A 26,098-nucleotide genomic window follows, 5' to 3' on the forward strand; every position below is an offset into this window, starting at 1 on the left:
CACCCATGACCCGGATTCTTGGTCACAACTACATCGGCGGCCAGCGTAGCGCTGTCGGCACCGTCAAACTGCAGAGCGTCGATGCCAGCACTGGCGAGGCCTTGCCCCACGATTTCTACCAGGCCACCGTTGCAGAAGTCGACGCCGCCGCGAAGGCTGCCGCCGCCGCTTACCCGGCCTATCGCAGCCTGAGCGCCGAGCGCCGTGCGCAATTTCTGGACACGATTGCCGATGAACTGGACGCCCTTGGCGATGAGTTCGTGGCCGTAGTCTGCCGCGAAACCGCGTTGCCGGCGGCGCGGATTCAAGGTGAGCGTGGGCGCACCAGCGGCCAGATGCGTCTGTTCGCCAAGGTGCTGCGGCGTGGTGATTTCTATGGCGCGCGGATCGATCTGGCGCTGCCGGAACGCCAGCCACTGCCGCGTCCGGACCTGCGTCAGTACCGTATAGGTCTGGGGCCGGTGGCGGTGTTTGGCGCGAGTAACTTTCCGTTGGCGTTTTCCACGGCTGGCGGTGACACCGCTTCGGCCTTGGCCGCCGGCTGCCCGGTGGTGTTCAAGGCCCACAGCGGCCATATGGCAACCGCAGAGTTGGTGGCTGACGCGGTGATCCGCGCTGCCGAAAAAACCGCCATGCCGGCCGGTGTGTTCAACATGATCTACGGCGGTGGAGTAGGGGAAGCACTGGTCAAGCACCCGGCGATTCAGGCGGTCGGTTTTACCGGTTCACTGAAAGGCGGTCGGGCGCTGTGCGACATGGCCGCGGCACGGCCGCAGCCGATTCCGGTGTTCGCCGAGATGTCGAGCATCAACCCGGTGATCGTGTTACCGCAGGCGCTGGATACTCGTGCTGAAAGCATCGCCCGTGACCTCACGGCTTCAGTGGTGCAGGGCTGCGGGCAGTTCTGTACCAATCCGGGGCTGGTGATCGGCATTCGTTCGCCGCAGTTCAGTGCGTTCGTGCAGCAGGTGGCCGGGCTGATCGGCGATCAGCCGGCGCAAACCATGCTCAACGCCGGCACCTTGAGCAGCTATGGCAAAGGCCTGCACAAGCTTCTTTCGCATCCGAAAATCGAGCACTTGGCCGGTAATCCGCAACAAGGCAATCAGGCGCAGCCGCAATTGTTCAAGGCGGATGTGAGTCTGTTGCTCGATGGCGATGAAGTGCTGCAAGAGGAAGTGTTCGGCCCGACCACGGTGTTTGTTGAAGTGGCGGATCAGGCGCAACTCAGTGCTGCGCTGAACGGCCTGCACGGGCAACTGACGGCAACGATTATCGGTGAGCCGGCGGACTTCGAACGCTTCGGTGAGCTGACGCCCTTGTTGGAGCAGAAGGTCGGGCGGATCTTGCTCAACGGTTATCCGACCGGTGTGGAAGTCTGCGATTCGATGGTCCATGGCGGGCCGTATCCGGCGACTTCCGATGCGCGCGGCACCTCGGTGGGCACCCTGGCCATCGACCGTTTCCTGCGCCCGGTGTGCTTCCAGAACTACCCCGACAGCCTGCTGCCGGACGCGTTGAAAAATGGCAATCCGTTGCGCATCCAACGTTTGGTCGATGGCAAACCATCACGAGAAGCGCTCTAACGGCTGTGGCGAGGGGGCTTGTCGGAACGCCCCACCGCCCCGTTGGGCTGCAAAGCAGCCCCAAAATCGCTGATGTACCAAAGATTTTGTGAGTGCTACGCACTCAAACGGGGGCAAGCCCCCTCGCCACAGTCCGTTCCCGCATTGAGCTATCATTGCGTCTTTCCCATTCAAAGATTGACTGCCATGACTGCCGTAAACGACACCTTGCTCAACGCCCTCGAACATTGCGACATGCTGGAGATCGACGGGCTGCACGCTTTCGACTTCTCTCTCGATGAAGACGATAACCTGCACATCGAATGCATGGACGGTCGGGCGCTCAAGCGCTGGGAGTTCAGCATGGCGCAGATCAAGGCAGCGACTTTCGATCCCGATTTGAAGAGCTGGATCATCACCGGTGATTCCGGTGAACACCGGCTGGTGCCTATGGAAGCGTTTGGTGGTCAGGATGACGAGGACGAAACGAATGAGGATGCGTAACTTCTGGCCACTGTTGATCGCCGGCAGCGTCGGCGCGATGGGCGTGCAGGCGGCGTCGGTCGACAACTACGAATTGCTGGTGGGGTCGTACACCGCCGGCCAGAGCCAGGGGATTTATCGCCTGAACTTCGACAGCCGCACCGGGCAGATCGATGCCAAGCCGCTGCAAGTGGTGAAGAGCGCCAACCCGTCCTGGCTGACCGTGTCCAAGGATCAACGTCGCTTGTTCGCGGTCAACGAAAACGGCCCGGGGCAGGCCGATCCGGTAGGGCGCGTCAGCAGTTACGCAATCGATCCGAAAACCCATGAGCTGAGCCTGATCAACCAGGTGCAAACCCTGGGCAACGAGCCGACCCATTCGAGCATCAGCGGTGATGCCAGCCATCTGTTTGTCAGCAACTACTCGGTGGCTGAAGACCCGGGCGGCACCCTGGCGGTGTTACCGGTGAGCCCCGATGGCAAGCTGAAACCCGTCGTGCAGATGAGCGGTCATCCGTCCAGCCGGATCGACCCCGTGCGGCAGATGTCGGCGCACGTGCATTCGGCGATCTCTTCGCCGGATGGTCAATACGTGTTTTCCAATGACCTGGGCGCGGACAAGATCTTTATCTATCGCTTCGACCCCAAGGCCAATCCGGAACTGCCGTTGACTGCCGCCAAACCCGCGTCCGTCCCGTTGCCCCCCGGCAGCGGGCCGCGACATTTACTGTTCAGCGCCGATGGCAAGCACGCCTGGTTGACCATGGAAATGAGCGCGCAGGTGGCGGTGTTCGATTACAAGGACGGCCAACTCGAACAAACGCAGTTGGTCGATCTGGCGGCGGGGCTGCCCACATCGGGCAAGGCCGCGGCTGCGCTTCACGCCTCGGTCGATGGCAAGTTCCTTTACGTCAGTAACCGTGGCACCGCCAATCAGTTGCTGGTGTTCGCCATCGACCCGGCAACCGGCCACCTCAAGGAGCTTCAGCGCCGCTCGGTGGACGGCGATCACCCGCGCGAGTTCAGTCTCGACCCGAGCGGCAAATTCGTGCTGATTGCCAACCAGAAGAGCAACCAGATTGTCGTCATCGAGCGTGACGCCAAGACCGGTCTGTTGGGCAAAACCGTGCAAAAACTGCCGATGGATGCCCCGAGCGATCTCAAGTTCCTGCTGCGTCAATAGGCCGCAGGCCCCGGTTGATGGGGCCTGCAACCTTCTATTAATGAGACTGATATCGGCTAATGCTACAAAGCATTTCAAGGCGCCGACCCTCGGGAGTTAAGTTTGCTTCACGGCCCAACCGGGCAAGCAAGCCAACTGAATCGAGGAATACCGCCATGAACTTCAATCTCTTCTCTGTTATCGCCGCTTCCGCTATTTCCGCCACTGTTGCTCTGCCTGCCAGCGCCAACGTTGAAATCAGCGACAAAAAATCCCACACCCAAAGCTACACCCAGAAATACCTGCAACAGAGCGCCAACTTCTACGCCGCACTGGATCACAAAAACCAACACTGAAATGTCAGCCCTGCACCCTTTATGCAGGAGCGAAGTCACTTGCCGATCGGCCCAAACAGGCGTCGAAAAGCCTCGAAGTGATGTCGCTCCTGCATAACGCATTTACGACAGCATCATATTGCCATCAATGTATTGCTTGATATCACATAGCCATGTGTTTAAATTTGACGCTGATTTTTTGACTCCTTCTCTAATAAGGATCGACAGCATGGCAATGCGTCTGGCAGTGGTTCTCCTGTTTCTCTATTCCACCCCGATTCTGTCGGCTGCCCAGCCCGTTCCCAACGAGCCGGACGCGGCCCGTGAGCGCTTGATGAGTTTTATCGAGGATTGAAACGCGCTGGGTTAAAGATCAATAAAACTGATAGCTACTATGCATAAAGGTCGCTAGTTATCTTCTGTTTTTTGATCGATTCTGTGGGCACTGAAACATGCCCACGGAGATCACCATGGCCAGCACCATCCTCACTTCTGCCAAACACGGCGCCTACCTGGCCATTGGTCTTTACGTGGCCATGGTGTTGGTCGTCAGCCTTTCGGCTCAATCGCAACACAGCCTTCAAGCACCGATTCAGGTCGCTTATCCCGGCATCCAGTTCGAACACCGCGCTCAACATGCGGTGGTTGATGACGTCGACTTGGCGGGGGTGGCAGGGGCATGAAAGGACGCAGACTCTGGGTCATCGCCTTTCTGGCGTTCATGACCAATGGCGCTTCGTTGTTGGGGATCGGGCAGGGCTCGGCGGGCTCGGTGGCACGGGCCATCGAATGCAACCACAACATCGCCCACAACATCCAGACCGCCAAAGCGCTGGAGTTGCTGGTGGGTAATCCGCCGAGCAAATCCAATGGCGAATTTTTCGGGCCATTCCAGGTGGATTGCTCGGCGTTGGGGATGTGTGAAGTGTTGGCCTGATTCCCTTACCTGCACACACCCACACCTGTAGCAGCTGCCGAAGGCTGCGTTCGGCTGCGAAGCAGTCGTAAAACCAGAGCTTGCGGTGCATCAGTCAGACCGCATCAGCCGAGTTTACGACTGCTACGCAGCCGAACGCAGCCTCGCACGCTCGGCAGCTGCTACAAAGGCTACTTCTGCATCACACCGGTGAACAGATCCGATTCCAGAAAGCGCTGCAACCAGCCCTGCAATCGCACATAAGGTGTCTGCCCGAACCACTCGCGATCCACATGGGCGAATTGCCGCACGAACGGCATCAAGGCGACATCGGCCAGGCTCGGGTGCTCGCCCAGCAAGTAGGCGCGCCCCTCCAGCAATTGATCCAGCTTGCGCAAGAACACCTCGCCCTCGGCGCGATAAAACGTCATTGGTTGCTCGGGATAACGCTCGGCGTATTTGTAGCGATTGAGGTGCACCTTGAACACCTGATCATTTTCTTCGATCAGCCCGGCGATGTATTGCTGCCCGACAGGGTCATCGTTGAGAAGCCAGTCCTGCGGATCGTTCTGCGCCAGCGCCCAGCGCATGATTTCCAGGCTTTCATCGATCACCCGGCCGTCCACGCTAAGCACCGGTACCGTGCCTTTGCTCGACAGCGCGAGCATTTCGGCCGGTTTGGCCTTGAGGCTGACCTCGACGATATTCACCGCAACCCCCGAATAACGCAGGGCCATGCGAGCGCGCATGGCGTAGGGGCAGCGGCGGAACGAATACAGCGTGATCATTTCACCTCCAGGGTACTCAGGCCGTTGCCCTGACGGTGGACCTGGATCTGCACCGGAATCCGTTCATGCATTTCCTGTACGTGGGAAATCACCGCGACCTTGCGTCCTTGCGCCTGCAGGCCGTCGAGGGCGTCCATGGCCAGTTGCAGGGATTCGGGGTCGAGGCTGCCGAAGCCTTCGTCGATGAACAGCGATTCGATTTTCAGCGTGCTCGATGCCATCGATGCCAAACCGAGCGCCAGCGCCAGCGACACCAGGAACGTCTCGCCGCCGGACAGCGAATGCACCGAGCGCAGTTCATCGCCCATCTCGGTGTCCATCACCAATAACCCGAGCATGCTGCCGCCCCGTTTCAGGCGATAGCGCCGCACCAGTTGCCGTAACTGGACGTTGGCGTGATGCACCAGCAGGTCGAGGTTGTAGGCCTGGGCGATTTTGCGGAAGGTGTCGCCGGTGGCCGAACCGATCAGCGCACTCAAGCGCGCCCAGCGCTGGTACTCGGCGTAGGCGTCGGCGATCTGCTGCGCCAGCGCCTGATTGGCGTTTTGTCGACGCTGATCTTCGGTTTGTTCAGCACGCAATTCGGCGCAGCGATGCTCGCTGGCGGCGAACAGGTTTTGCAGCTCGGCCAGTGCCGTGGCCAGTTGTCCGGCGTCCAGGTTGCCGTTGTGCTGCGCCTGATGATCGCGCAAGCGCTGATCCCGCTCCTGCAACAGCACCTTGGCTTGCGCGATGTCTTGTTCGCTTTGCTGCAATCGTTGACGCAGCTCGCTGAGCTGTTGGTCGTTGACACCGAGCAGCGCTTCCAGCCCACCGTCGTCCAGCTCCGGATGCTGCGCGCGCCAGTCGGCGATCTTGCTGCTGAGCTCGCGGTCTTCGCTTTCCAGGGCTTGCGCACGTTCCTGTTGCGCCTTGAGTTCGGCGGCCAGTTGCACCAGGCCCGTGCGCACGCTTTGCAGTTCCTGATTGGCCGTCGCTTCGGCATTGCGCGCCTGTTCGACGGCCTGATCCAGTTGCTGTTGCCATTGTTCGGCGCTGGCGTGTTCGCCCAGCAGTTGCGTCAGTTTTTCCTGGCAAGCCTGTTGTTGCCCGGCCAACGCGCTGAACTGCTGCTGCGCGGCGTCCAGTTGCTGGGTGCGGGTCTGCTGGCGGTCCTGTTCTTTGTCCAGCGTCTGCTGGCGTTGTTGTTGCTCGCCGAGTTCATCGCGCTGCTGCTCGAGTTGTTGCAGGCGCTGGGCGATCTGCTGGTCAAGCTGCATGAAAGTCGCGGCGGGTTCGTTGCGCAGCGCTTCCAGCGTCTGGGCTGGCAGCAGGCTGCTGAACGCGCTCAGCTCTTCGTCCAGGCGTTGGCGATCGCTGCTCAACTCCCTTTGCTGGTTGAGCAGGTGTTGTGTCGCCTGTTGGTTCGCCGCTTCGGCGCTGCGCAGTTGTTGCGCCAGTCGCGCGGCATCCTGTTGCAGGGTGAGCAGGGCAGTTTGCCGCTGTTCGTCCTGGGTGATGCTCTGGTTCAGCTGGCTGCTTTGTTGGGTCAGCCAGGCATCGCGTTTGTTCGCGTCCTGGGCCAACAGTTGGGCGGACAACGGGTGCGCTTCCAGGCTCGGTGTCAGGCTCTGTTGTTGAGTGGCGAGTTGTTCTTGCTGCTGCAGCAATTCCTTTTGTTGAGCAATCAAGCCGCCAACTTCTGCGCGCAGCTCGGTGAGTTTTTCCTTGAGCAGGTCGACGGCTTTCTGGGCGTTGGCCTGTTCGTTTTCATCGTGCCGACCGAGGCTTTGCAGCAAGGCTTCGGGCTGATGATAAGGATGGTCCGGGCTGCCACAAACCGGGCACGGCTGATCGTCCAGCAGTTGTGCACGCAGCTCTTCGACGCTGGCACTGCGTGCCAGGCGCTGACGTTCCAGCAGTTCGCGGGTGACGGTCAGGGTCTGTTCGGCAACGGTCAATTCGGCTTTGGTTTTCACGCCGTCCTGAGTCAGACGATCACGCTCTTGCTGAGCGGCGAGTTGGCGCTGCTGCAACTCGGCGCCGCGTTTGTCCAGTTCCTGCTGGCTGGCCCACAGCCGCGTCAGCTCTTCAATGGCCCGCAGTTGCTTGCGGTTGTCCTGTAGCAGGCTGCCGAGGATCTGAATCTGCTCGGCCACCGCTTCAGGTTCGGCGCCGGCCTCTTTGTACAGCAGCTCAAGGCTCTGGCGCTGGGTGGCCAGATCCTCGGCGGCGCGGGTGGCGTTTTGCTCCAGGCCGGCCAGTTCGGACTGGCCCTTGTTCAGGCGATTGCCGATCAGCATCAGTTGTTGCAGACGATCACGGTAGGCGTTCCAGGCGTCGCTCAGTGGCGCCAGATGAGTGCTCTGCTCAAGCTCACCGGCGATACGCTGCAACCGTTCTGCGACCTGTTTCTGCTGGTCAAGCAAGCCCTGAATCGTGCTTTGGCCCTGCGTGCAGGCCAGTTCCGCCTGCTGCTTGAGGTCGGCGCTGAGACTGGCGTCCTTGACCAGGCGGGCGAGGGTGCTTTGCTCTTCGAAGGCCTGACGCAGCAGTGGCGCGCTGTTGCTGTGTTGGCTTTGTGCGGCGGCCAGTGCCGACTGCGCCGCGCTCAGGCTGTGTTCGAGCTGAGCCTGACGCGCGTTCAGTTCGGTTTGCTGTTGGGTATGCTGCTGAATCTGTGCCGCCAGCGGTGTGAGCTGGGTGGTCAATTCGGTCTTTCGCGCGAATTGGTGCCGTTGCGGGGCCAGTTGCTCCAGACGGGTCAGCTTCAAGCGCTCGCTGGCCAGGCTGTCCCAGTGTTGTTGGGCGGATTGCAGTTGCTCGGTGGCGCTCTGTTGCGCGTCCTGCAATTGGCGCAGGTCCTTGAGCCAGGTGTGTTGCAGCTCCAATTGCTTGAGCTGCGCCTGCTGGGTCTTGAGTTGCTGCTGCGCGTCATTGAAGCGCTCATCAAGCTCGGCCCGGGCTTCAGGCGACAGTGGCGTGACCCCGGTGGCCTGGTCCTGCAACAGCTTGTGGGCTTCGCGCGCTTCTTTGGTCTTGTCGAAGGCGCGGCGACCGAGGCGGGTGTAGAGCGCGGTGTCGGTGAGCTTTTCCAGCAGTTCGCTACGGTCGTTGTCGTCCGCTTTGAGGAACGCACTGAACTCGCTCTGGGCCAGCAACACGGCGCGGGTGAACTGTTCGAAGTTCAGGCCCAGCGCGGTTTCGAGCTGAGTCTTGTACTCGCCTTTCTGGCTGGCCAGCAGTTGATCCTGATCGATGTCGCGCAGGCTCTGGCGACTGGCTTGCAGCTTGCCGCCGGCCTTTTCCCGAGCGCGATTGGCCTCCCAGCGCGCGCGATAGCGGCGACCGTCGATGCCGACGAAATCCACTTCGGCATAACCTTCGCCGGTGCCACGACGCAGCAGGGTCCGCGGGTCGCCGGTGCCGATTTCGCCATCGGCGTCCGGAACCTTGGCATCGCGGCCGGTGTTGTTCAGCCGCGGCACGGCGCCAAACAGCGCCAGGCACAGCGCGTCGAGCAGCGTACTTTTGCCGGCGCCGGTCGGCCCGGTAATCGCGAACAGGCCGGCGCTGGCCAAGGGCTCGGCGGTGAAGTCGATTTCAAATGGCCCGGCCAGGGAGGCGAGGTTTTTCAAGCGGATCGCGAGGATTTTCATGGCTGTTCGCTCTCCATCTGCACGTCTTGCAGCAGCTCGGCGAAGTCCCTGAGCGTTTGCTCGTCGACCTCGCTGCCGTAGTTGTCCTGCCAGGCGCGGCTGAACAGTTCCTGCGGCGTCAGTTGGTCCAGTTCGATCAACGTGGCGCCGTCCTCGACGCCGTCGCGGCTGCCGTTGCCGGCGTATTCGGCGGCAATCCGCACCAGCCGTACCGCTTTGCCTTGCAGGGCCGTTTCCACTTGATGGCGCAGGTCCGGTTGCGGTTCGTCGAGACGCACCCGCACTTCTAGCCACGGCTGGCGCTGGATGTCGGCGAGCAGGTCGATGTTGGGCAGGTCGGCCAGTTGCAGCAGGATCTCCGCCAGCGGCGCGGGGCCGAGGCGTTGCAGGTTCACTGGTCGGGGAATGAGCTTCGGTTCGACGCTGAGCAGGGTTTCGCCATCCAGTTTGATGTCGAGAATCTGATGCTGATAACCGATCTCGGAGAATGACAGCGGGATCGGCGAGCCGCTGTAGCGGATGCGCTCTTCACCGTTGACCTTCTGCGGCTTGTGCAAATGCCCGAGGGCGACATAGCTGATGCTCGGCCCGAACAGGCTGGCGGGCAGGGCTTCGGCGTTGCCGATGATCAGGCTGCGCTCGGAGTCCTCGGACACCGAACCGCCGGCCATGTGCGCATGGCTGATAGCGATCAGCGCCTGACCCGGCTTGCGCTTGGCGTTCGCCGCTTCAATCAGCCATTCGTGAACCTGGCCGATGCCGCGCAAATAGTTGTCACCCAGCTGCGCGCCGGTCACTTCGGCGGGGCGCAGGAACGGCAGCGCCAGGCACCAGGCAGCGATTGCGCCGCTGGCATCCGGCAACGGCAGCAACAGGCGTTCGGCATCCAGTTGGCCGTCATCCAGCCACAGCACGCGCCCCAGGGCGTGAGTGCGCAAGCGGCGCATCAACGGCGCGGGCAGTTCGATACGCGAGCCGGAGTCGTGGTTGCCGGCGATCATCACGATGGTCAGCAAGGGCTGCTGCTCGTGGGCGCTGACGATGAAATCGTAGAGGCGTTCCTGGGCTTTGACCGGCGGGTTGACCGTGTCGAAGATATCGCCGGCAATCAGCAGCACATCAGGCTGGTCCAGCTTCAGCTGACGCAGCAGCCAGTCGAGAAAACAGGCGTGCTCGAAATCGCGTTCCTGGCCGTGCAGGTTCTGCCCAAGGTGCCAGTCGGAGGTGTGGAACAGACGCAAGGCGTACTCCGCAACAAAATAAGGTGATGGCCGCGGGGGAAATGATGGCGGCTAAAGAGGGGAGAGTTTACTGGCAAATACTTGGGATGGCGCGATGGATCTGATCGAGCCGAAGGCCTGTGGCGAGGGAGCTTGCTCCCGCTGGGCTGCGAAGCAGCCCCAAAACCACACCCCTCATTTCTTCCGGTATGGCGCATCAGCCATTTGCGACTGCTGCGCAGCCGAACGGGACGGTGCGGCGATCCGACAAGCTCCCTCGCCACAAGGTCCAGTGATTATTTGGGATAAAGCGGCGGCAACCCGCTGTCGCCGACCACGCCTTGAAACCCTTCGGCCGTCGGGATCGCCCGGATGGCGCGCCAGAGTTCTTCACCTTGCCAATACTGCCCGGTTTCGCTGTAGAGCGCGCCGTTCAGGCCGTCGAGGGCATCGGACAGCGGCACGAAGCGGGCGGCCATGTCGGCCAGGGTTTCCGGTTGTTGCCGGGCCCAGGCGTCGAGGGCCTGGCGGGTGGCGTGGGTGTCGTTGGCCTGGCAGGCGCGTTTGAGGTCGTCGAGCAGCGTGCGTGGGCTCGGGCCGGTCTGCGCTGCCCGCAGGACTGCCGGTTGCGAGCGGGCGCGCCACCAGAGGCCGAAGCCCAGCAGGGTGGTGCAGGCCAGAATTGCCGTACTGAGTTTCCACCACCAAAGGGCTTCGTTGCTTGCGCCGGACATCACCAGCGGGCCGCTCGCCGGGGTGTCGACGATCAGGCTCGGATTGCTCGCCACTTGCAGCGTGCGGGCCGGCAGGCTGGTGTGTTCCAGATGATCCTCGAAGGTGTTCCACCAGATCACTTCAACGCTCGGCAAGTCGATGTCGCCGGTGCGGGTCGGCACCAGGGCTTCACGGTCCTCGCGACTGCCGACCAAGCCACGCTCTCCGCTCTGGTTGCTCAGCACCGGTTGATCCGGGTAGCGCCGCAGGCCGTTGATCTCGGTGGCGGGCAACGGTGGCAGTTGAGAGCTGGCGAGGCCTTCGGCGCTCAAGGTCAGGCTGCGGGTCAGCGAGTCGCCGACCTGCGCATGATCCGGTTCCGGGCTCCAGCTTTCACTCAGGCTCAGGCTGCGGGCCGGTAGCCAGGGAACATCGGCTGGATAACTGCCGGGCTTGGCCTTGACCGTCAGCGGAATCTCGGTGGAACTGACGCGCATCAATTTGCCCGGTTTTGGCCCCTGGGACGATCCGTCCTGGGACGGTTGGGCATCGACCAGTGTGGCACTGAACACTTGCGCCGGAATGGTCAATACACCGCTGTGCTGTGGGTAGATCGCGTAGCGCATTTCGATCACGCCGTGGCGCAAACCGTTGATGGCTTTCTCGTAGGTGCGCGACTCGCCCAGTTGTTCGATGCGCGCATCGGGAATCTGCAACGGGGTCAGGCTGCTGTCGTCGTACAGCGACACCGAATGATAAATGCGCAAGGTCAGGATCGCCTGAGCCTGCACATAGACGCTGTTCTGGTCGAGGCTGGCTTCGATGAACACCGGCGCTAGCGTGTTGCTGCTGTCCTGGGTTTCGCTTTCGATCACCTGCACGGTAATCGGTTGGCTCTGCGCCTCGCCCAGTTGCAGTGACGGAATTACCACACTGCCGTTCTGCCGGGGCAGCAGGGTGATGATCCAGCGGGTGGTCGCTTGAGTGTTGCCGTTGAGGGTGTTCGGTTGGTTGACCTGACGGGTACCGCGCACCTCGAACTGCGGCTCCAGCGGAGTCAGGTCGGGTTTGCCGAACTGGGTCACGTCGCTGGATTCCAGAGTCAGTTCGACCGTCTCCCCGGAATTCAGGCGACTGCGATCGACACTGGCGACCAGCTCCGCGGCCTGGGCCTGAGCGGTCCAGAGAAGCAGTGCAAGCAAGAAGGCGGTGAAGCGGGTCATCGAGTTTTTCCCTGATCCTGATGTTGTTGCTGTTCGTACCAGAATTTGCGCCGGAGCAGTTCGCCGGGGTCATCCGGGATCTTGCGCAACCATTGCTCCAGCGCCTGTTGCTGTTCGCCTTCGAGCATGTCGCTGGCGGGGCGCCGTGGTGGCGTGGTGCTTTGTTCATCCCCCAATTCGCTGCCCGGAACTTCATTGGCGCCCGGTTGCGGTGGTGCCGTGGGCGGCTGCTCGGCGTCCGGCGTGGCCTGTTGGGCATCGGTTTTCGGCTCGCCATCGCTCGGCTGGGTGGCGCTGCCCGGTGGCGGTTCCTGAGGCATGGTTTCGGTTTCGCCCTCGGCGGTTTTGTCCGGCTCGACGGGCGGTGTAGCGGTTTTCTGCTTGAGCAGCGCTTCCACCAGTGCCTTGTTGGTCAGCGCCGGGCGCAGGTCTGGCTGAAGTTCCAGCGCTTGCTCATAAGCATCCAGCGCCGCTTCCAGTTCGCCGCTTTTGGCCAGTGCGTTACCCCGATTGTAGTGGGCGTGGGCGTCGTTGCCTTGGGCAAACCGCTGGGCGGCGCCACTGTAGTCGCCAGCTTCATAGAGCGCCACACCTTGCCATTGCGGGTCTTCGAAATGCTGCGCGGCTTCGGCAGGGCGCTTTTGTTTGAGCAAGTGCAAACCCTGCTGATCGGGCCGCAGCCACAAGTCTTCGAAATCGAAGGCATAACTCGGTTGCGGCAGCAGGAACAGCAGCGGCAAGCAGAACAGCCAGCCGCGACGCCCGGCACAGGCGGCCAGCAATAATAACGGCAGCAGCAGCCAGTAACCCTGATCGGCCCAGGTGTCGAGGCGTAACGTCTGGCCGTCGTTGCGCAGGTCCCGTGGGCCGTCGAGCAGGCCGAGGTCGCGCAGGTCGGCATCGTCCAGGCGTGCCTGGGCGTAACCTCCACCCAGGCCATTGGCAAAGGCTTTCAGGCTGGGGCCGTCCAGATGCGGCACCAGAATCGCGCCCTGATCGTCCTTGAGGAAACTGCCGTCGTCCTGTGCGACCGGCGCACCTTCGGCGGTACCGATGCCGAGCATCAGAAATTGTGTGGACTTGGCGTCCAGCGCCTGACGAATCCCTTGGCGTTCGTGTTCCGTCAGCGACGAACCGATCAGCAGGATCCGCCCCTGGCCAAGGGCTCCCTGATCCAGCAGCGTCAGGGCCTTGGCCACCGCCAGATCGGCGCGATGACCGGCCTGGGGCATCAGTGACGGCTTGAGCGCATCCAAAAGATTGCGGCTGGTCGACAGGTCATCCGACAGTGGCACCAGCGTATGGGCGCTGCCGGCGTAGACGACGATGGCGGTCTGCGCGTCGCTGCGGTTTTGCAGCAGATCCAGCAGTTTGCGCCGGGCCTGTTCCAGCCGGTTTGGCGCAACGTCTGCGGCGAGCATTTCCGGGGTCAACTCAAGCAACACCACCAGCGGGTCAGCGGGTTTCTGGCCGGTTTGCTCAACGCGTTGCCAGCTCGGCCCCAGCAGGGCCAGCACGGTCAGCACCCAGGCCAGGCCCAGGGCGACCCACGGCAGTTTGCTCTCGCGACCGCTGCCACCACTGAGCAAGGCGGCATGGAAGGCCGGTGGCAGAATCATTTGCCAGCGACCCGCGCGCTTCTGCCGGTGCCAGAGTTGCCAGAGCAACCAGCCCAGCAACGGCAGCAATAACAGCCACCAAGGGCGGAACCAGTACGGCCAGAGAGCGATCATCGGCGCCTCCGCAGACGCAGGCGTTTGAGGCGCTGACGCCAGTCGGGCAGTTGCGTATGCAGAAACCGCTCTTTGGTAAACAGCTTCTTGGTGAATAGACGTTGCAACGGGTTATCCGGCCAGCGCTCACGGATCACCAGCAGCATGCTCAACAGCAGCGCCATTGCCAGAGGCCAGTGATACAACGCCTGGGCCGGACGGGCCTGCGTAGGTTGCTGGGCTACCGGTTCCAGTTTGTCGAGGGTGGTCTTGATCGCCTGCAATTCCTGGCCGTCGCGGGCGCGGAAATACTGGCCTCCGGTGGCTTGGGCAATGGCTTTCAAGGCCGGCTCGTCGAGGTCCAGGCTCGGGTTGATGCCCAGGAAGCCCAGGGTGCCGCTTTGTTCCGGGTCGGCGCCGATGCCGATCGGGTAGATTCTTACGCCTTCATTCGCCGCCAGGCGTGCGGCGGTCAGCGGATCGATTTCGCCGCCATTGTTGGCACCGTCGGTGACCAGAATCAGCACGCGGCTTTGTGCCGGGCGTTGGCGCAGGCGTTTGAGGGCCAGGCCGATGGCGTCGCCGATGGCGGTGTTCTTGCCGGCAATACCGATTCGCGCTTCGTCGAGCCAGACACGCACGGTATGGCGGTCGAAGGTCAGCGGCGCTTGCAGATAGGCCTGGCTGCCGAACAGGATCAACCCGACCCGGTCGCCATCGCGACTTTCGAGAAAATCACCGAGCAAATGTTGCACCAGTGACAGTCGGCTGACGTCTTCGTCCTGCCACTGCATGTCGGGGAAGTCCATTGAGCCGGAGACGTCCACCGCCACCAGCAAATCGCGGCCACTGGCGGCAATCGGTAGCGGTTCGCCGAGCCATTGCGGGCGCGCCGCGGCGATCAGCAGCAATAGCCACATCAGAATGAACGGGGCTTGCTGGCGCCAGGTCGGCAGGTTGGCCCGGGCGCGGCGGCGAGCGAGGCCTTCGAGGTCGCTGAGGAAGCTGACCTTGAGCGCCGGTTCGCCACTGTCGGCCACTGGCAACAGCACCCGCATCAGCCACGGTAGCGGCAGCAGGGCGAAAATCCACGGCCAGGCGAACTCAAACATGTTTGCGAATCCAGGTGTCGACGGCTTGAGTCAGGCCGGCGATGGCCTTGTCGTCGAGTTTGCACTCGGGCTTGTAGGCACCTTCCACCAGCACCATCCAGCGTGTAAGGCCAGCAGCCGGGCAGCGGTTGTCGAGGAACGCCAGCCACTGGCGGCCGTTGAGGGTGTGGCTCTGACTGTAGGGGTAATGGTTGCGGCACAGGCGTTTGAGCAAACCGTTGAGTTGCTGCAGCCAGGCACCGGCCGGGGCGCCGTCGTAGGGTTTGGGCATCAGCGCGAGTTCGGCCAGGGCGGCGAGGCGCACCGGGTCCAGCGGTTGTTCGGCGCGCACGACAGGGCGCTTGTCCGGAATGAAGCGTCGCAACTGCCATACGCCGAAACCGATCAGCGGCAGCAACAACAGCAGCAGCCACCAGCCCGGTGCCGGCGGCCAGAAGCCGATCGGTGGCGGGGAAATCAGCGGTTGCAGTTGATCGAGGCTGCTCATCGACCTTTCCCCGGACGTTGTGGGTTCAGGTATTCACGCAATTGCTCGACCATTTCGCTTTGGGTGCTCAACGGCATCAGCAACACCCGCAGCTTCTGCGCCAGCAGCTCCCAGCGGGCGATGCGTGCTTCCGCTTGGGCGCGATAGGCCTGGCGCAGGTCGAAATTCAAGGTGTCGAGTTCCAGTTGCGCGCCGTGTTCGGCAAAACGAAGCAGGCCGGCGGCGGGCAGGGCGTGATCCAGCGGGTCGGACACCGGCAGCAGCAACAGGTCGCAATGGCGCGACAACAGGCTCAGTTGCTGCTCGGCACTGTCGGACAAGGCGCGTTCGTCGCAGATCACAATCACCAGGCTGCCAGGGCGCAGCACTTCCCGGGCGCGGCGCAGGGCAATGCCGAAGGCATCGCGGTCCGGTTCGCGCTCGGTGTGCAGCGATTGATTGACCCGCACCAGCCGGTTGAGCAGTTGCAGCAGGCTCTGCTTACTGCGTCGAGGCTTGATTTCGTAATGCTCGTTGTCGCCGAACACCAGCCCGCCGACCCGGTCGTTATGCCCCAGCGCGGCCCAGCCAATCAGGCTCGCGGCCTGGGCGGCCAGCACCGACTTGAACATCAACCCGGAGCCGAAAAACAGCCGACGGCTCTGTTCGACCATGATGAAGATCGGCCGCTCACGTTCCTCATGGAACAGCTTGGTGTGCGGTTCCTGGGTCCGGGCGGTGACGCGCCAGTCGATGCTGCGCACATCATCGCCGGCCTGATAGACCCGCACCTGATCGAAGTCCACCCCGCGCCCGCGCAGTTTGGAGTGGTGCAGGCCGATCAGCGGGCTGCGCTGGCTCGGCGTGGAAAACAGCTGCACTTCGCGCACGCGATGGCGCATCTCGATCAGCTCGGCGAGGCTGATGCGGATGCCCGGCTCGGGCGGCAGCAGGGTGTTCATCGGGGTCAAGCGACGGCTACGACGTCGAGAATCCGCTGGACCACCCGGTCCTGGTCGATGCCAGCGGCTTCGGCTTCAAAGGAAAGAATGATGCGGTGACGCAACACATCGAACAGCACCGCTTGAATGTCTTCGGGGCTGACGAAGTCGCGACCGGCCAGCCAGGCATGGGCCCGGGCGCAACGGTCAAGGGCGATGGAGCCGCGTGGACTGGCGCCGTAGGCGATCCATTCGGCCATTTCCGGGTCGAACTTGGCCGGGATCCGCGTGGCCATGACCAGTTGCACCAGGTATTCCTCCACGGCGTCGGCCATGTACAACCCGAGGATTTCCTTGCGCGCGGCGAAGATCGCCTGCTGGCTGACCCGGCGTTCAGGTTTGGTTTCGCCGTGCAGTGCTTCGCCACGGGCCTGTTGCAGAATCCGCCGTTCGACGGTGGCGTCGGGGAAGCCGATTTTCACGTGCATCAGGAACCGGTCGAGCTGGGCTTCGGGCAACGGGTAGGTGCCTTCCTGCTCGATGGGGTTTTGCGTGGCCATGACCAGAAACAGCGGCGACAGCTCGTAGGTGCTGCGCCCGACGCTGACCTGGCGTTCGCCCATGGCTTCGAGCAGGGCCGACTGGACCTTGGCCGGGGCACGGTTGATTTCATCCGCCAGCACCAGGTTATGGAAGATCGGACCTTGCTGGAACACGAAGCTGCCGGTTTCCGGGCGATAGATTTCCGTGCCGGTGATGTCGGCCGGCAGCAGGTCGGGGGTGAACTGGATGCGATGGAACTGTGCTTCGATGCCTTCGGCGAGTTCTTTGATGGCCTTGGTCTTGGCCAGCCCCGGGGCGCCCTCGACCAGCATGTGACCGTCGGCGAGCAAGGCGATGAGCAAGCGCTCGATGAGTTTTTCCTGGCCGAGAATCTGCGTTGAAAGAAAGGTTCGCAGCGCGAGCAGCGCTTCACGATGTTCCATCGATGACTGTTCCTGGAAAGGGTGACCGAAGACGTTCGAATAACGCCAGGGCTGGGGGCGTTACTTTAATCCATCGCGGGGGGCGCCGACTAACGGCATTTTGTAGAAATGTGCGGATTAACGCTCGTTCCCACGCTCTGCGTGGGAATGCATCACCGGACGCTCTGCGTCCCACTTTAAAATCGTGACGCAGAGCGTCACAGGCTGCATCCCCACGCAGAGCGTGGGAACGATCACTAAACCGCCATCAGATTTCGCTGATGTAAGTACCAATCCCATTGAGGATGTTCTGCAAGGTTTCTTCCACCTCAGCCAGATCGCTGGCATCGGTACTGTGCAGGATTTCCAGCGAATCATTGCCACCCAGCGCATCGGCGTCCACGGCGGCGATTTCGATCAGCAGACGGTCAGGGCTGAGGGTGACTTTCACGCCATCCAGGGCCGAAGGCTTGTCGTGGAAGATGATCTCCAGCTCGTCCTCGTCCGGAAAACGGCTCATCAGGAACATTTCGCCCTCGGCACTGGTGCAGCAGAGCATGGCCAGATTGTCTTCCTCGTCATCGCACGGATTGACGATCAAGAGGTCGGTTGTCATTTGCATGGGAAAAATCCTGGCTCGGCGAGCGTTGTGAACACAACAAACGGCAATTCTGCCAGCCCTGGGGAATTTCTGCTTGGCTGAGTGTCAGAGGATGCGTCGTGAACATCCGATGCATCTCGAGTCATTTCTGGTACGAAGGTGCCGTAAATCCGGGCATAAAACGCCCATTTTTCTGCACGGCTGCTAGTGTTGTTCGAGGCGCATGCCACGAGTTACGTGCCGATGACCGAATATGTCGCAGCGCTGCAAGCACGGCCCTTGCCGCACTGGTTAAGCTGCGCAACGGATGAGCACCCGTAAAGGCATTGTCGATGGCTCAATGGTAGCCCCGCCAGTCGTTTTTGCAGATGCCCATTCTAATGGAAGGTGAATGTGACCTGAGTGTCTCGTCCAGCTTCACCCAACTGTCGTCCTGTTTCCTCTGCCCGAGAATCAGGAACAGGGTGACGGATTGCCCCGAAAGGGGTTTGCACGCGACGCTTCCATCAATAACAAGCCCAAGCGGAGTACCACAGATGGCGTTCTTCACCGCAGCCAGCAAAGCCGACTTCCAGCACCAACTGCAAGCGGCACTGGCGCAGCACATCAGTGAACAGGCACTGCCACAAGTGGCGCTGTTCGCCGAACAATTTTTCGGCATCATTTCCCTCGACGAGCTGACCCAACGTCGGTTGTCCGACCTCGCCGGTTGCACCCTTTCTGCATGGCGCCTGCTTGAGCGCTTCGATCACGCTCAATCGCAAGTGCGTGTCTACAACCCCGATTACGAACGCCACGGCTGGCAGTCGACCCACACCGCGGTCGAAGTGCTGCACCACGATCTGCCATTCCTGGTGGATTCGGTGCGTACCGAGCTGAACCGTCGCGGCTACAGCATTCATACCCTGCAAACCACTGTGCTGAGCGTGCGTCGCGGCAGCAAGGGTGAGCTGTTGGAAATCCTGCCGAAAGGCACCCAGGGTGAAGGCATTCTGCAAGAATCGCTGATGTACCTGGAAATCGACCGTTGCGCCAACACGGCCGAATTGAATGTCCTGACCAAAGAGCTGGAGCAGGTTCTCGGTGAAGTCCGCGTTGCGGTCGCCGATTTCGAACCGATGAAAGCCAAGGTCCAGGAGCTGATCGAAGGCATCGACAATAGCCAGTTCGCCATCGACGCCGAAGAAAAATCCGAAATCAAGAGCTTCCTGGAATGGCTGGTGGGCAACCACTTCACCTTCCTGGGCTACGAAGAGTTCGTGGTGGGCGAAGATCAGAACGGCGGTCACATCGACTATGACCAGAGCTCGTTCCTCGGCCTGACCAAGCTGCTGCGCGCCGGCCTGACCGTCGATGACCTGCGCATCGAAGACTACGCCGTCAACTACCTGCGTGAACCGACGCCGCTGTCGTTCGCCAAGGCGGCACACCCAAGCCGTGTCCACCGTCCGGCCTACCCGGACTACGTGTCGATCCGCCAGATCGATGCCAACGGCAAGGTCATCAAGGAATGCCGCTTCATGGGCCTGTACACCTCGTCGGTGTATGGCGAAAGCGTGCGGGTCATTCCTTACATCCGTCGCAAGGTCGAGATCATCGAGCAGCGCTCGGGCTTCCAGGCCAAGGCTCACTTGGGCAAGGAACTGGCCCAGGTACTTGAAGTGTTGCCTCGCGATGACCTGTTCCAGACGCCGGTGGATGAGTTGTTCGCTACCGTGATGTCGATCGTGCAGATCCAGGAACGCAACAAGATCCGCGTATTCCTGCGCAAAGACCCGTACGGTCGTTTCTGCTACTGCCTGGCCTATGTGCCGCGTGACATCTACTCCACCGAAGTGCGCCAGAAGATCCAGCAAGTGCTGATGGATCGTCTGAAAGCCTCTGACTGCGAGTTCTGGACCTTCTTCTCCGAATCCGTGCTGGCCCGTGTGCAGCTGATTCTGCGGGTCGACCCGAAGAACCGTCTGGACATCGACCCGGTTCTGCTGGAAAAAGAAGTGGTGCAGGCCTGCCGCAGCTGGCAGGACGACTACGCCAGCCTGGTGGTCGAGAGCTTCGGCGAAGCCCAGGGCACCAACGTGCTGGCCGACTTCCCGAAAGGCTTCCCGGCTGGTTACCGCGAGCGCTTCGCCGCCCACTCGGCTGTGGTCGACATGCAGCACCTGCTGAGCCTGAGCGAAAAGAATCCGCTGGTGATGAGCTTCTATCAGCCGCTGGGTCAGGTATCGGGCCAACGTGAGCTGCACTGCAAGCTGTATCACGCCGACACGCCGCTGGCGTTGTCCGATGTGTTGCCGATCCTGGAAAACCTCGGCCTGCGCGTACTGGGTGAATTCCCGTATCGCCTGCGCCACAACAGCGGTCGCGAGTTCTGGATCCACGACTTTGCGTTCACGGCTGCCGAAGGCCTGGAACTCGACATCCAGCAACTCAACGACACCTTGCAGGACGCTTTCGTCCACATCGTGCGTGGCGATGCCGAGAACGATGCGTTCAACCGTCTGGTACTGACCGCCGGCCTGCCATGGCGCGACGTGGCGCTGCTGCGCGCCTATGCCCGTTACATGAAGCAGATCCGTCTGGGCTTCGACCTGGGTTACATCGCCAGCACCCTGAACAACCACACCGACATCGCTCGCGAGTTGACCCGGTTGTTCAAAACCCGTTTCTACCTGGCGCGCAAGCTGGCCAGTGACGACCTGGAAGACAAGCAACAACGCCTGGAACACGCGATTCTGAGCGCACTGGACGATGTTCAGGTGCTCAACGAAGACCGCATCCTGCGTCGTTACCTGGACCTGATCAAGGCGACCCTGCGGACCAACTTCTACCAGACCGATGCTCACGGTCAGAACAAGTCCTACTTCAGCTTCAAGTTCAACCCGCACCAGATTCCAGAGCTGCCGAAGCCGGTTCCGAAGTTTGAAATCTTCGTTTACTCGCCGCGCGTCGAAGGCGTGCACCTGCGCTTCGGCAACGTGGCTCGCGGCGGTCTGCGCTGGTCCGACCGTGAAGAAGACTTCCGCACCGAAGTCCTGGGCCTGGTAAAAGCCCAGCAAGTGAAGAACTCGGTCATCGTGCCGGTGGGTGCGAAGGGTGGCTTCCTGCCGCGTCGCCTGCCACTGGGCGGCAGCCGTGACGAGATCGCGGCCGAGGGCATCGCCTGCTACCGCATCTTCATCTCGGGCCTGTTGGACATCACCGACAACCTGAAAGACGGTGCGCTGGTGCCACCGGCCAACGTCGTGCGCCATGACGACGATGACCCGTACCTGGTGGTGGCGGCGGACAAGGGCACTGCGACCTTCTCCGACATCGCCAACGGTATCGCCATCGACTACGGCTTCTGGCTCGGCGACGCGTTCGCATCTGGCGGTTCCGCCGGTTACGACCACAAGAAAATGGGTATCACCGCCAAGGGCGCGTGGGTCGGCGTACAACGCCACTTCCGCGAACGCGGTATCAACGTCCAGGAAGACAGCATCACCGTGGTAGGCGTCGGCGACATGGCCGGTGACGTGTTCGGTAACGGCTTGCTGATGTCCGACAAGCTGCAACTGGTCGCAGCCTTCAACCACCTGCACATCTTCATCGACCCGAACCCGGAGCCTGCCAGCAGCTTCGCCGAGCGTCAGCGCCTGTTCGACCTGCCGCGTTCGGCCTGGTCGGATTACGACACCAGCATCATGTCCGAAGGCGGCGGGATCTTCTCCCGTAGCGCGAAGAGCATTGCCATCTCCGAGCAGATGAAAGAGCGCTTCGACATTCAGGCCGACAAGCTGACCCCGACCGAACTGCTCAATGCCTTGCTCAAGGCACCGGTAGACCTGTTGTGGAACGGCGGTATCGGCACGTACGTCAAAGCCAGCAGCGAAAGCCACGCCGATGTCGGCGACAAGGCCAACGATGCACTGCGCGTGAACGGTAACGAACTGCGCTGCAAGGTTGTGGGCGAGGGCGGTAACCTCGGTATGACCCAACTGGGTCGCGTCGAGTTCGGCCTCAATGGCGGCGGTTCTAACACCGACTTCATTGACAACGCCGGTGGCGTGGACTGCTCCGACCACGAAGTGAACATCAAGATCCTGCTGAACGAAGTGGTTCAGGCCGGCGACATGACCGACAAGCAACGTAACCAGTTGCTGGCGAGCATGACCGACGAAGTCGGTGGCCTGGTGTTGGGCAACAACTACAAGCAGACCCAGGCACTGTCCCTGGCGGCCCGTCGTGCCTTGCCACGGATCGCTGAATACAAGCGCCTGATGAACGATCTGGAAGCCCGTGGCAAGCTGGATCGCGCCATCGAGTTCCTGCCGTCGGAAGACGCGATCAACGAGCGCGTCGCGGCAGGCCATGGCCTGACCCGTGCCGAGCTGTCGGTGCTGATCTCCTACAGCAAGATCGACCTCAAGGAGCAGTTGCTGGGCTCCCTGGTGCCGGACGACGACTACCTGACCCGCGACATGGAAACCGCTTTCCCGCCGACGCTGGTCAGCAAGTTCTCTGCCGCCATGCGCCGTCACCGCCTGAAGCGCGAAATCGTCAGCACCCAGATCGCCAACGATCTGGTCAACCACATGGGCATTACCTTCGTTCAACGGCTCAAAGAGTCGACCGGCATGAGCCCGGCGAACGTGGCCGGTGCGTATGTGATCGTGCGTGACATTTTCCACCTCCCGCACTGGTTCCGTCAGATCGAAGCCCTGGATTATCAGGTCTCGGCCGACGTACAACTGGAGCTGATGGACGAGCTGATGCGTCTGGGCCGTCGCGCTACGCGCTGGTTCCTGCGTGCCCGCCGCAACGAGCAGAACGCCGCCCGTGACGTCGCGCATTTCGGTCCGCACCTGAAGGAGTTGGGCCTCAAGCTTGACGAACTGCTCAGTGGCGAGATTCGCGACACCTGGCAGGCTCGCTATCAGGCGTACGTCGAAGCCGGTGTGCCGGAGTTGCTGGCACGCATGGTGGCTGGCACCACGCACCTGTACACCCTGCTGCCGATCATCGAAGCCTCCGACGTGACCGGCCAGGATCCAGCAGATGTGGCCAAGGCCTACTTCGCCGTGGGCAGTGCGCTGGACATCACCTGGTACCTGCAACAGATCAGCGCCCTGCCGGTTGAAAACAACTGGCAAGCCCTGGCCCGTGAAGCGTTCCGCGATGACGTCGACTGGCAACAACGTGCGATCACCATCTCGGTCCTGCAACAGGGCGACGGCACCCAGGACGTGGAAACACGCCTGGAGCTGTGGATGGAGCAGAACGAAGGCATGATCGAACGCTGGCGCGCCATGCTGGTGGAAATCCGTGCCGCCAGTGGCACTGATTACGCCATGTACGCGGTGGCCAACCGTGAATTGCTGGATGTCGCGTTGAGCGGTCAAACGGTAGTACCTGCCGTTATCACCGCTACTGCGGGTGCCGAGCTGGAACCGGCTGCCTGATTGAGCGTTGAATGAAAAAGCCCCGTCTCGAGAGAGACGGGGCTTTTTTTTGCCTGAAAGTTTTGTGCTGTCTGGTCGGGCCTCTTCGCGGGCAAGCCTCGCTCCTACACTCATACGTTCATACGTTCATACGTTCATACGTTCATACGTTCATACGTTCATAGGACACTAACTTTGTAGGAGCGAGGCTTGCCCGCGAAGAGGCCATCAGCAACGCCTCAGCTATCAGTTCTCCAATGGAATCAACACTTTCTCATCCGGGGCCAACACCATGAACACCAACAGCTTGGCGGGTTGGGTGGCGCTGGCATTTTTCGAGACCAGATGTTCCGAACCGGCCGGCTCATACCAGAATTCGCCAGCCTTGTAGGTAATCGCTTTTTCGCCTTTGACTTGAGAAGTGATCTCCCCCGAAAGCACATAGGCCATGGCCGTACCCTGGTGTTTATGGGCAATGGAAGATTGGCCCGGCTGGTAATCGACTTCGATCATCAAGGCTTTTTTGCCGGGGGCGTTTTTTAGCATCTGATCTTGCAGGATGGTGACATTTTCCGAAGGGGCGGCGGTTTTGTCGGCGAATGCCGAGGCTGAAACGCTCAGGGCCAGGGCGGTGAGAGAGACGGCAAAAAAACGAAGTGCATTCATGGTTGATTACCTGTGGTGGTGAGTCGTCAGGGACCACGGTAAGCCGCGCCGTCGGGCAATCAAACGGCCAATTTTCCGGAAGGTGAGGGGACCAATCACTGATGTTACGTTCCCTGTAGCAGCAGCCTCGCAGGCTCGACAGCTGCTACGGGGCTGCGATCTTTTGATCTTGTTTTAGACGATAGGAAAGCTGTTGAAGTCGACGGCATTGGCCAGTCGGCTGTCGATCAGGCCGATAAAGCCTTGCACTTCGGGGCGATTGAAATGCGCTTGCATGGCCGCTTCCGATTGCCAGCGGGCGCTGACCGTCCAGCGGGTGTCGTCTTCGGGGCAGCGGTCGACCATATAGCCGTCACAGCCCGGAAGTTCGCGCAGGGTGTCGACAATCTTTTGCAGTTGTTTGCCCAGTTCGTCCGAGCGACCGGCGGCAGCTCGTATCTTTACAGTGTTGAACACTTGGTTGGACATTACTCACACTCCTGAATCAGGCCGGACGAATCCTGCTCATTGAGGGATAACGCCCATGCAGGATAGGCCTGCCCCCTTGGGCCGCCAATAGCCAATCACCGGATAAAACCGCAGACCAATCCCTCAACCAACCTGCTGCAAAATGTCCCGCAAACGGTCCAGGGCGATGTCGATGTCCAGGGTTTCGATCGCCCCGAATCCCAGGAAAAGCCCGGCCCGTGGCGTTTGCTGGTAAAAAAAGTCGTCCAGGGTATAGAGCCCCACTTCGACTTTTTTCGCGAGTTCGATCACCAATGGAATATCGACCGGCACCTTGCACAGTACCGCCATGTGAAACCCGGCCGTGGTCGGCACCGCTTCGAACCATGGCGAAAGGTCGCCCGCCATCCTCGCCAGGATCCGTTCGCGGCGCCCGGCGTAAATCGTGTGGCAACGCCGGATGTGCTTGAGCAGACAGCCTTCGGCGATGAACTTGGCCAGCGCCCATTGGGGCAGGGTGGAGGTGTGCCGGTCGGTGAGCTGCTTGGCGCTGATCACCGCTTCGAGAATCGCTGGCGGCAAAATCGCGTACCCCAGCCGCAACTCCGGCAACAGGGTCTTCGAGAAGGTGCCGACGTAGGCGACGATGCCGCGTTCATCCAGGCTTTGCAGCGAGTCGGTGGGCCGTCCTTCATAGCGGAACTCGCTGTCGTAATCGTCCTCGATGATGATCGCCCCCAGTTCGTGGGCCCGCTCCAGCAGCGCCAGCCGACGCTCGTGGCTCATGGGCATGCCCAAGGGGAACTGGTGCGAGGGGGTGACATAAATCAGCCGCGTGCCGTCGGGAATGTGCTCGACCTGGATGCCTTGCGCATCGACCGGCACGCCGACCACCGTTGCGCCATGAGTCCCGAACAACAGGCGCGCAGGAGGGTAACCGGGGTCCTCCATGGCCACGAGGCTGCCCGGTTGGGTCAACACCCGGGAAATCAGGTCCAGCGCTTGCTGCGCGCCATTGCACACCACAACGTCTTCGTCCCGACAATTGACCCCGCGGGAAAATGCGATGTGCTGTGCGATTGCATTGCGCAGCGCCGGCAGGCCTTCGGGCTGGCTGTAGAAACCCTTGGAGCCGGCGATCTGGCGCAAGGCATGGGAGGTACAACGGCGCCAGTCGTCCTGCGGAAATTGGCCCTTGCTGGTTGCACCACCGATAAAGTCGTAGCGCAGCGAGCCTTCCAGCGTCGGGTGGCGCAAGAACGTCGGCAACTTGCGCCAGCTCTCGATGACATCGAAGCTGGCCAATTCCGAATGGCTCTGTTTACGGACGACTTTTGCCGCCCGGGCATTGACGTAGGTGCCTTTGCCGATCACCCCGGTGAGGAAGTTTTCGTAGGTCAGTTGTGCATACGTGTCGGAAATGGTCTTGCGGGAAATCCCCAGTTGTTCGGCCAGCAAACGGCTGGGCGGCAGCTGCGTGCCGGCTGCCAGGCGCCCGGATTCAATCGCGCTGCGCAGTTGCCGGTACAGCTGGCCTGCCAGATCCTTGCGGCCGTTGATGACAACGTGAAGTTCCATACCGGCGGGGCTCCTGGGCGATTGTGAGGCGACTGTGCGTCGCGCCAGATTACCTGCATGAGTGACTGCACAGAAGTTGCGTGGGTGAAAAACCGGCGATTGGTCTTCTGTCGGGCGGTCCATGGCTTTTTCGCTGAATTGGC

The 26,098-nt window shown here is 61.5% G+C and carries 21 protein-coding genes; 8 read left to right on the plus strand and 13 right to left on the minus strand.

Annotated elements, in window-relative coordinates; translation table 11 throughout:
• Positions 1-5: 5 nt before the first annotated feature.
• The 7 genes from ACEN8R_RS08425 (at position 6) to ACEN8R_RS08455 (ending at position 4,482) form a co-directional block, all read left to right on the plus strand.
• Positions 6-1,586 (plus strand): aldehyde dehydrogenase (NADP(+)), encoded by a 1,581-nt coding sequence (locus ACEN8R_RS08425; protein WP_018926174.1) that lies wholly within the window; start codon positions 6-8, stop codon positions 1,584-1,586.
• 186 nt (positions 1,587-1,772) lie between these two features.
• Positions 1,773-2,069 carry a DUF5629 family protein gene (locus ACEN8R_RS08430; RefSeq protein ID WP_018926173.1) on the plus strand — a complete coding sequence of 99 codons (297 nt, stop codon included), beginning with the start codon at positions 1,773-1,775 and terminating at the stop codon, positions 2,067-2,069.
• Entirely contained in the window at positions 2,062-3,231 is a 1,170-nt protein-coding gene (locus tag ACEN8R_RS08435; RefSeq protein WP_018926172.1) for a lactonase family protein, read from the plus strand. The genes ACEN8R_RS08430 and ACEN8R_RS08435 overlap by 8 nt, the downstream gene beginning before the upstream one ends.
• Positions 3,232-3,386: 155 nt before the next feature.
• Positions 3,387-3,566 (plus strand): hypothetical protein, encoded by a 180-nt coding sequence (locus tag ACEN8R_RS08440; protein ID WP_018926171.1) that lies wholly within the window; start codon positions 3,387-3,389, stop codon positions 3,564-3,566.
• Between the two features lie 208 nt (positions 3,567-3,774).
• A complete protein-coding gene (locus ACEN8R_RS08445; protein ID WP_007901166.1) occupies positions 3,775-3,900 on the plus strand; it encodes a hypothetical protein in 126 nt (41 codons plus the stop codon).
• A gap of 115 nt (positions 3,901-4,015) precedes the next feature.
• Positions 4,016-4,228, plus strand: a complete 213-nt coding sequence (locus ACEN8R_RS08450) for a hypothetical protein (RefSeq protein WP_018926170.1) — start codon at positions 4,016-4,018, stop codon at positions 4,226-4,228.
• Positions 4,225-4,482 (plus strand): hypothetical protein, encoded by a 258-nt coding sequence (locus tag ACEN8R_RS08455; protein ID WP_018926169.1) that lies wholly within the window; start codon positions 4,225-4,227, stop codon positions 4,480-4,482. The genes ACEN8R_RS08450 and ACEN8R_RS08455 overlap by 4 nt, the downstream gene beginning before the upstream one ends.
• Positions 4,483-4,652: 170 nt before the next feature.
• Here ACEN8R_RS08455 and ACEN8R_RS08460 read toward each other — a convergent pair whose 3' ends face one another.
• The 10 genes from ACEN8R_RS08460 to ACEN8R_RS08505 all read right to left on the minus strand — a co-directional run bounded on the left by ACEN8R_RS08460 (position 4,653) and on the right by ACEN8R_RS08505 (position 17,862).
• Complete coding sequence (locus ACEN8R_RS08460) at positions 4,653-5,249, minus strand: glutathione S-transferase (protein ID WP_495624754.1); 597 nt, start codon at positions 5,247-5,249, stop codon at positions 4,653-4,655.
• Positions 5,246-8,887, minus strand: coding sequence for an AAA family ATPase (locus tag ACEN8R_RS08465; protein ID WP_495624755.1), 3,642 nt, complete (start codon positions 8,885-8,887; stop codon positions 5,246-5,248). Before ACEN8R_RS08465 ends, ACEN8R_RS08460 begins: the two co-directional genes overlap by 4 nt.
• Positions 8,884-10,128: an exonuclease SbcCD subunit D C-terminal domain-containing protein gene (locus ACEN8R_RS08470; protein ID WP_019650037.1), complete on the minus strand. Its 1,245-nt coding sequence runs from the start codon at positions 10,126-10,128 to the stop codon at positions 8,884-8,886. The genes ACEN8R_RS08465 and ACEN8R_RS08470 overlap by 4 nt, the downstream gene beginning before the upstream one ends.
• Positions 10,129-10,403: 275 nt before the next feature.
• Positions 10,404-12,044: a BatD family protein gene (locus ACEN8R_RS08475; RefSeq protein ID WP_495624756.1), complete on the minus strand. Its 1,641-nt coding sequence runs from the start codon at positions 12,042-12,044 to the stop codon at positions 10,404-10,406.
• Positions 12,041-13,777: a tetratricopeptide repeat protein gene (locus ACEN8R_RS08480; RefSeq protein ID WP_018926164.1), complete on the minus strand. Its 1,737-nt coding sequence runs from the start codon at positions 13,775-13,777 to the stop codon at positions 12,041-12,043. The genes ACEN8R_RS08475 and ACEN8R_RS08480 overlap by 4 nt, the downstream gene beginning before the upstream one ends.
• Entirely contained in the window at positions 13,774-14,868 is a 1,095-nt protein-coding gene (locus tag ACEN8R_RS08485; RefSeq protein ID WP_258612132.1) for a vWA domain-containing protein, read from the minus strand. The genes ACEN8R_RS08480 and ACEN8R_RS08485 overlap by 4 nt, the downstream gene beginning before the upstream one ends.
• A complete protein-coding gene (locus tag ACEN8R_RS08490; protein ID WP_019579298.1) occupies positions 14,861-15,355 on the minus strand; it encodes a DUF4381 domain-containing protein in 495 nt (164 codons plus the stop codon). The genes ACEN8R_RS08485 and ACEN8R_RS08490 overlap by 8 nt, the downstream gene beginning before the upstream one ends.
• Positions 15,352-16,296, minus strand: coding sequence for a DUF58 domain-containing protein (locus ACEN8R_RS08495; RefSeq protein WP_019579297.1), 945 nt, complete (start codon positions 16,294-16,296; stop codon positions 15,352-15,354). The genes ACEN8R_RS08490 and ACEN8R_RS08495 overlap by 4 nt, the downstream gene beginning before the upstream one ends.
• Positions 16,297-16,301: 5 nt before the next feature.
• The gene (locus tag ACEN8R_RS08500) at positions 16,302-17,261 is read right to left on the minus strand and encodes an AAA family ATPase (protein WP_007941298.1); all 960 of its coding nucleotides are present in this window, start codon (positions 17,259-17,261) and stop codon (positions 16,302-16,304) included.
• Positions 17,262-17,508: 247 nt separating this feature from the next.
• Positions 17,509-17,862, minus strand: a complete 354-nt coding sequence (locus ACEN8R_RS08505; RefSeq protein ID WP_018926161.1) for a hypothetical protein — start codon at positions 17,860-17,862, stop codon at positions 17,509-17,511.
• A 515-nt stretch (positions 17,863-18,377) separates the two neighbouring features.
• Between ACEN8R_RS08505 and ACEN8R_RS08510 the strand changes: the two genes are divergently transcribed.
• Positions 18,378-23,285 carry an NAD-glutamate dehydrogenase gene (locus ACEN8R_RS08510; protein ID WP_018926160.1) on the plus strand — a complete coding sequence of 1,636 codons (4,908 nt, stop codon included), beginning with the start codon at positions 18,378-18,380 and terminating at the stop codon, positions 23,283-23,285.
• Positions 23,286-23,510: 225 nt separating this feature from the next.
• On the opposite strand, the gene ACEN8R_RS08515 is transcribed toward ACEN8R_RS08510, so the two are convergent.
• The 3 genes from ACEN8R_RS08515 to pdxR form a co-directional block, all read right to left on the minus strand.
• Positions 23,511-23,930: a cupin domain-containing protein gene (locus tag ACEN8R_RS08515; protein WP_495624757.1), complete on the minus strand. Its 420-nt coding sequence runs from the start codon at positions 23,928-23,930 to the stop codon at positions 23,511-23,513.
• Positions 23,931-24,104: 174 nt separating this feature from the next.
• Positions 24,105-24,398: a putative quinol monooxygenase gene (locus ACEN8R_RS08520; protein ID WP_018926158.1), complete on the minus strand. Its 294-nt coding sequence runs from the start codon at positions 24,396-24,398 to the stop codon at positions 24,105-24,107.
• Between the two features lie 123 nt (positions 24,399-24,521).
• On the minus strand, positions 24,522-25,955 hold the full coding sequence (gene pdxR / locus ACEN8R_RS08525; protein WP_018926157.1) for a MocR-like pyridoxine biosynthesis transcription factor PdxR: 1,434 nt from the start codon (positions 25,953-25,955) through the stop codon (positions 24,522-24,524).
• Positions 25,956-26,098 lie beyond the last annotated feature (143 nt).

It is taken from the genome of Pseudomonas sp. Pseusp15, from assembly GCF_059492165.1.

Excerpts from the sequence above, each read along its gene's own strand:
- ACEN8R_RS08490 (WP_019579298.1), bottom strand. The coding sequence starts at position 15,355 with ATGAGCAGCCTCGATCAACTGCAACCGCTGATTTCCCCGCCACCGATC.
- ACEN8R_RS08510 (WP_018926160.1), top strand. The coding sequence starts at position 18,378 with ATGGCGTTCTTCACCGCAGCCAGCAAAGCCGACTTCCAGCACCAACTG.
- ACEN8R_RS08440 (WP_018926171.1), top strand. The coding sequence starts at position 3,387 with ATGAACTTCAATCTCTTCTCTGTTATCGCCGCTTCCGCTATTTCCGCC.
- ACEN8R_RS08495 (WP_019579297.1), bottom strand. The coding sequence starts at position 16,296 with ATGAACACCCTGCTGCCGCCCGAGCCGGGCATCCGCATCAGCCTCGCC.
- ACEN8R_RS08505 (WP_018926161.1), bottom strand. The coding sequence starts at position 17,862 with ATGCAAATGACAACCGACCTCTTGATCGTCAATCCGTGCGATGACGAG.
- ACEN8R_RS08475 (WP_495624756.1), bottom strand. The coding sequence starts at position 12,044 with ATGACCCGCTTCACCGCCTTCTTGCTTGCACTGCTTCTCTGGACCGCT.
- ACEN8R_RS08460 (WP_495624754.1), bottom strand. The coding sequence starts at position 5,249 with ATGATCACGCTGTATTCGTTCCGCCGCTGCCCCTACGCCATGCGCGCT.
- ACEN8R_RS08445 (WP_007901166.1), top strand. The coding sequence starts at position 3,775 with ATGGCAATGCGTCTGGCAGTGGTTCTCCTGTTTCTCTATTCCACCCCG.
- ACEN8R_RS08515 (WP_495624757.1), bottom strand. The coding sequence starts at position 23,930 with ATGAATGCACTTCGTTTTTTTGCCGTCTCTCTCACCGCCCTGGCCCTG.
- ACEN8R_RS08465 (WP_495624755.1), bottom strand. The coding sequence starts at position 8,887 with ATGAAAATCCTCGCGATCCGCTTGAAAAACCTCGCCTCCCTGGCCGGG.
- ACEN8R_RS08455 (WP_018926169.1), top strand. The coding sequence starts at position 4,225 with ATGAAAGGACGCAGACTCTGGGTCATCGCCTTTCTGGCGTTCATGACC.
- ACEN8R_RS08430 (WP_018926173.1), top strand. The coding sequence starts at position 1,773 with ATGACTGCCGTAAACGACACCTTGCTCAACGCCCTCGAACATTGCGAC.
- ACEN8R_RS08520 (WP_018926158.1), bottom strand. The coding sequence starts at position 24,398 with ATGTCCAACCAAGTGTTCAACACTGTAAAGATACGAGCTGCCGCCGGT.
- ACEN8R_RS08425 (WP_018926174.1), top strand. The coding sequence starts at position 6 with ATGACCCGGATTCTTGGTCACAACTACATCGGCGGCCAGCGTAGCGCT.
- pdxR (WP_018926157.1), bottom strand. The coding sequence starts at position 25,955 with ATGGAACTTCACGTTGTCATCAACGGCCGCAAGGATCTGGCAGGCCAG.
- ACEN8R_RS08500 (WP_007941298.1), bottom strand. The coding sequence starts at position 17,261 with ATGGAACATCGTGAAGCGCTGCTCGCGCTGCGAACCTTTCTTTCAACG.
- ACEN8R_RS08480 (WP_018926164.1), bottom strand. The coding sequence starts at position 13,777 with ATGATCGCTCTCTGGCCGTACTGGTTCCGCCCTTGGTGGCTGTTATTG.
- ACEN8R_RS08450 (WP_018926170.1), top strand. The coding sequence starts at position 4,016 with ATGGCCAGCACCATCCTCACTTCTGCCAAACACGGCGCCTACCTGGCC.
- ACEN8R_RS08435 (WP_018926172.1), top strand. The coding sequence starts at position 2,062 with ATGCGTAACTTCTGGCCACTGTTGATCGCCGGCAGCGTCGGCGCGATG.
- ACEN8R_RS08485 (WP_258612132.1), bottom strand. The coding sequence starts at position 14,868 with ATGTTTGAGTTCGCCTGGCCGTGGATTTTCGCCCTGCTGCCGCTACCG.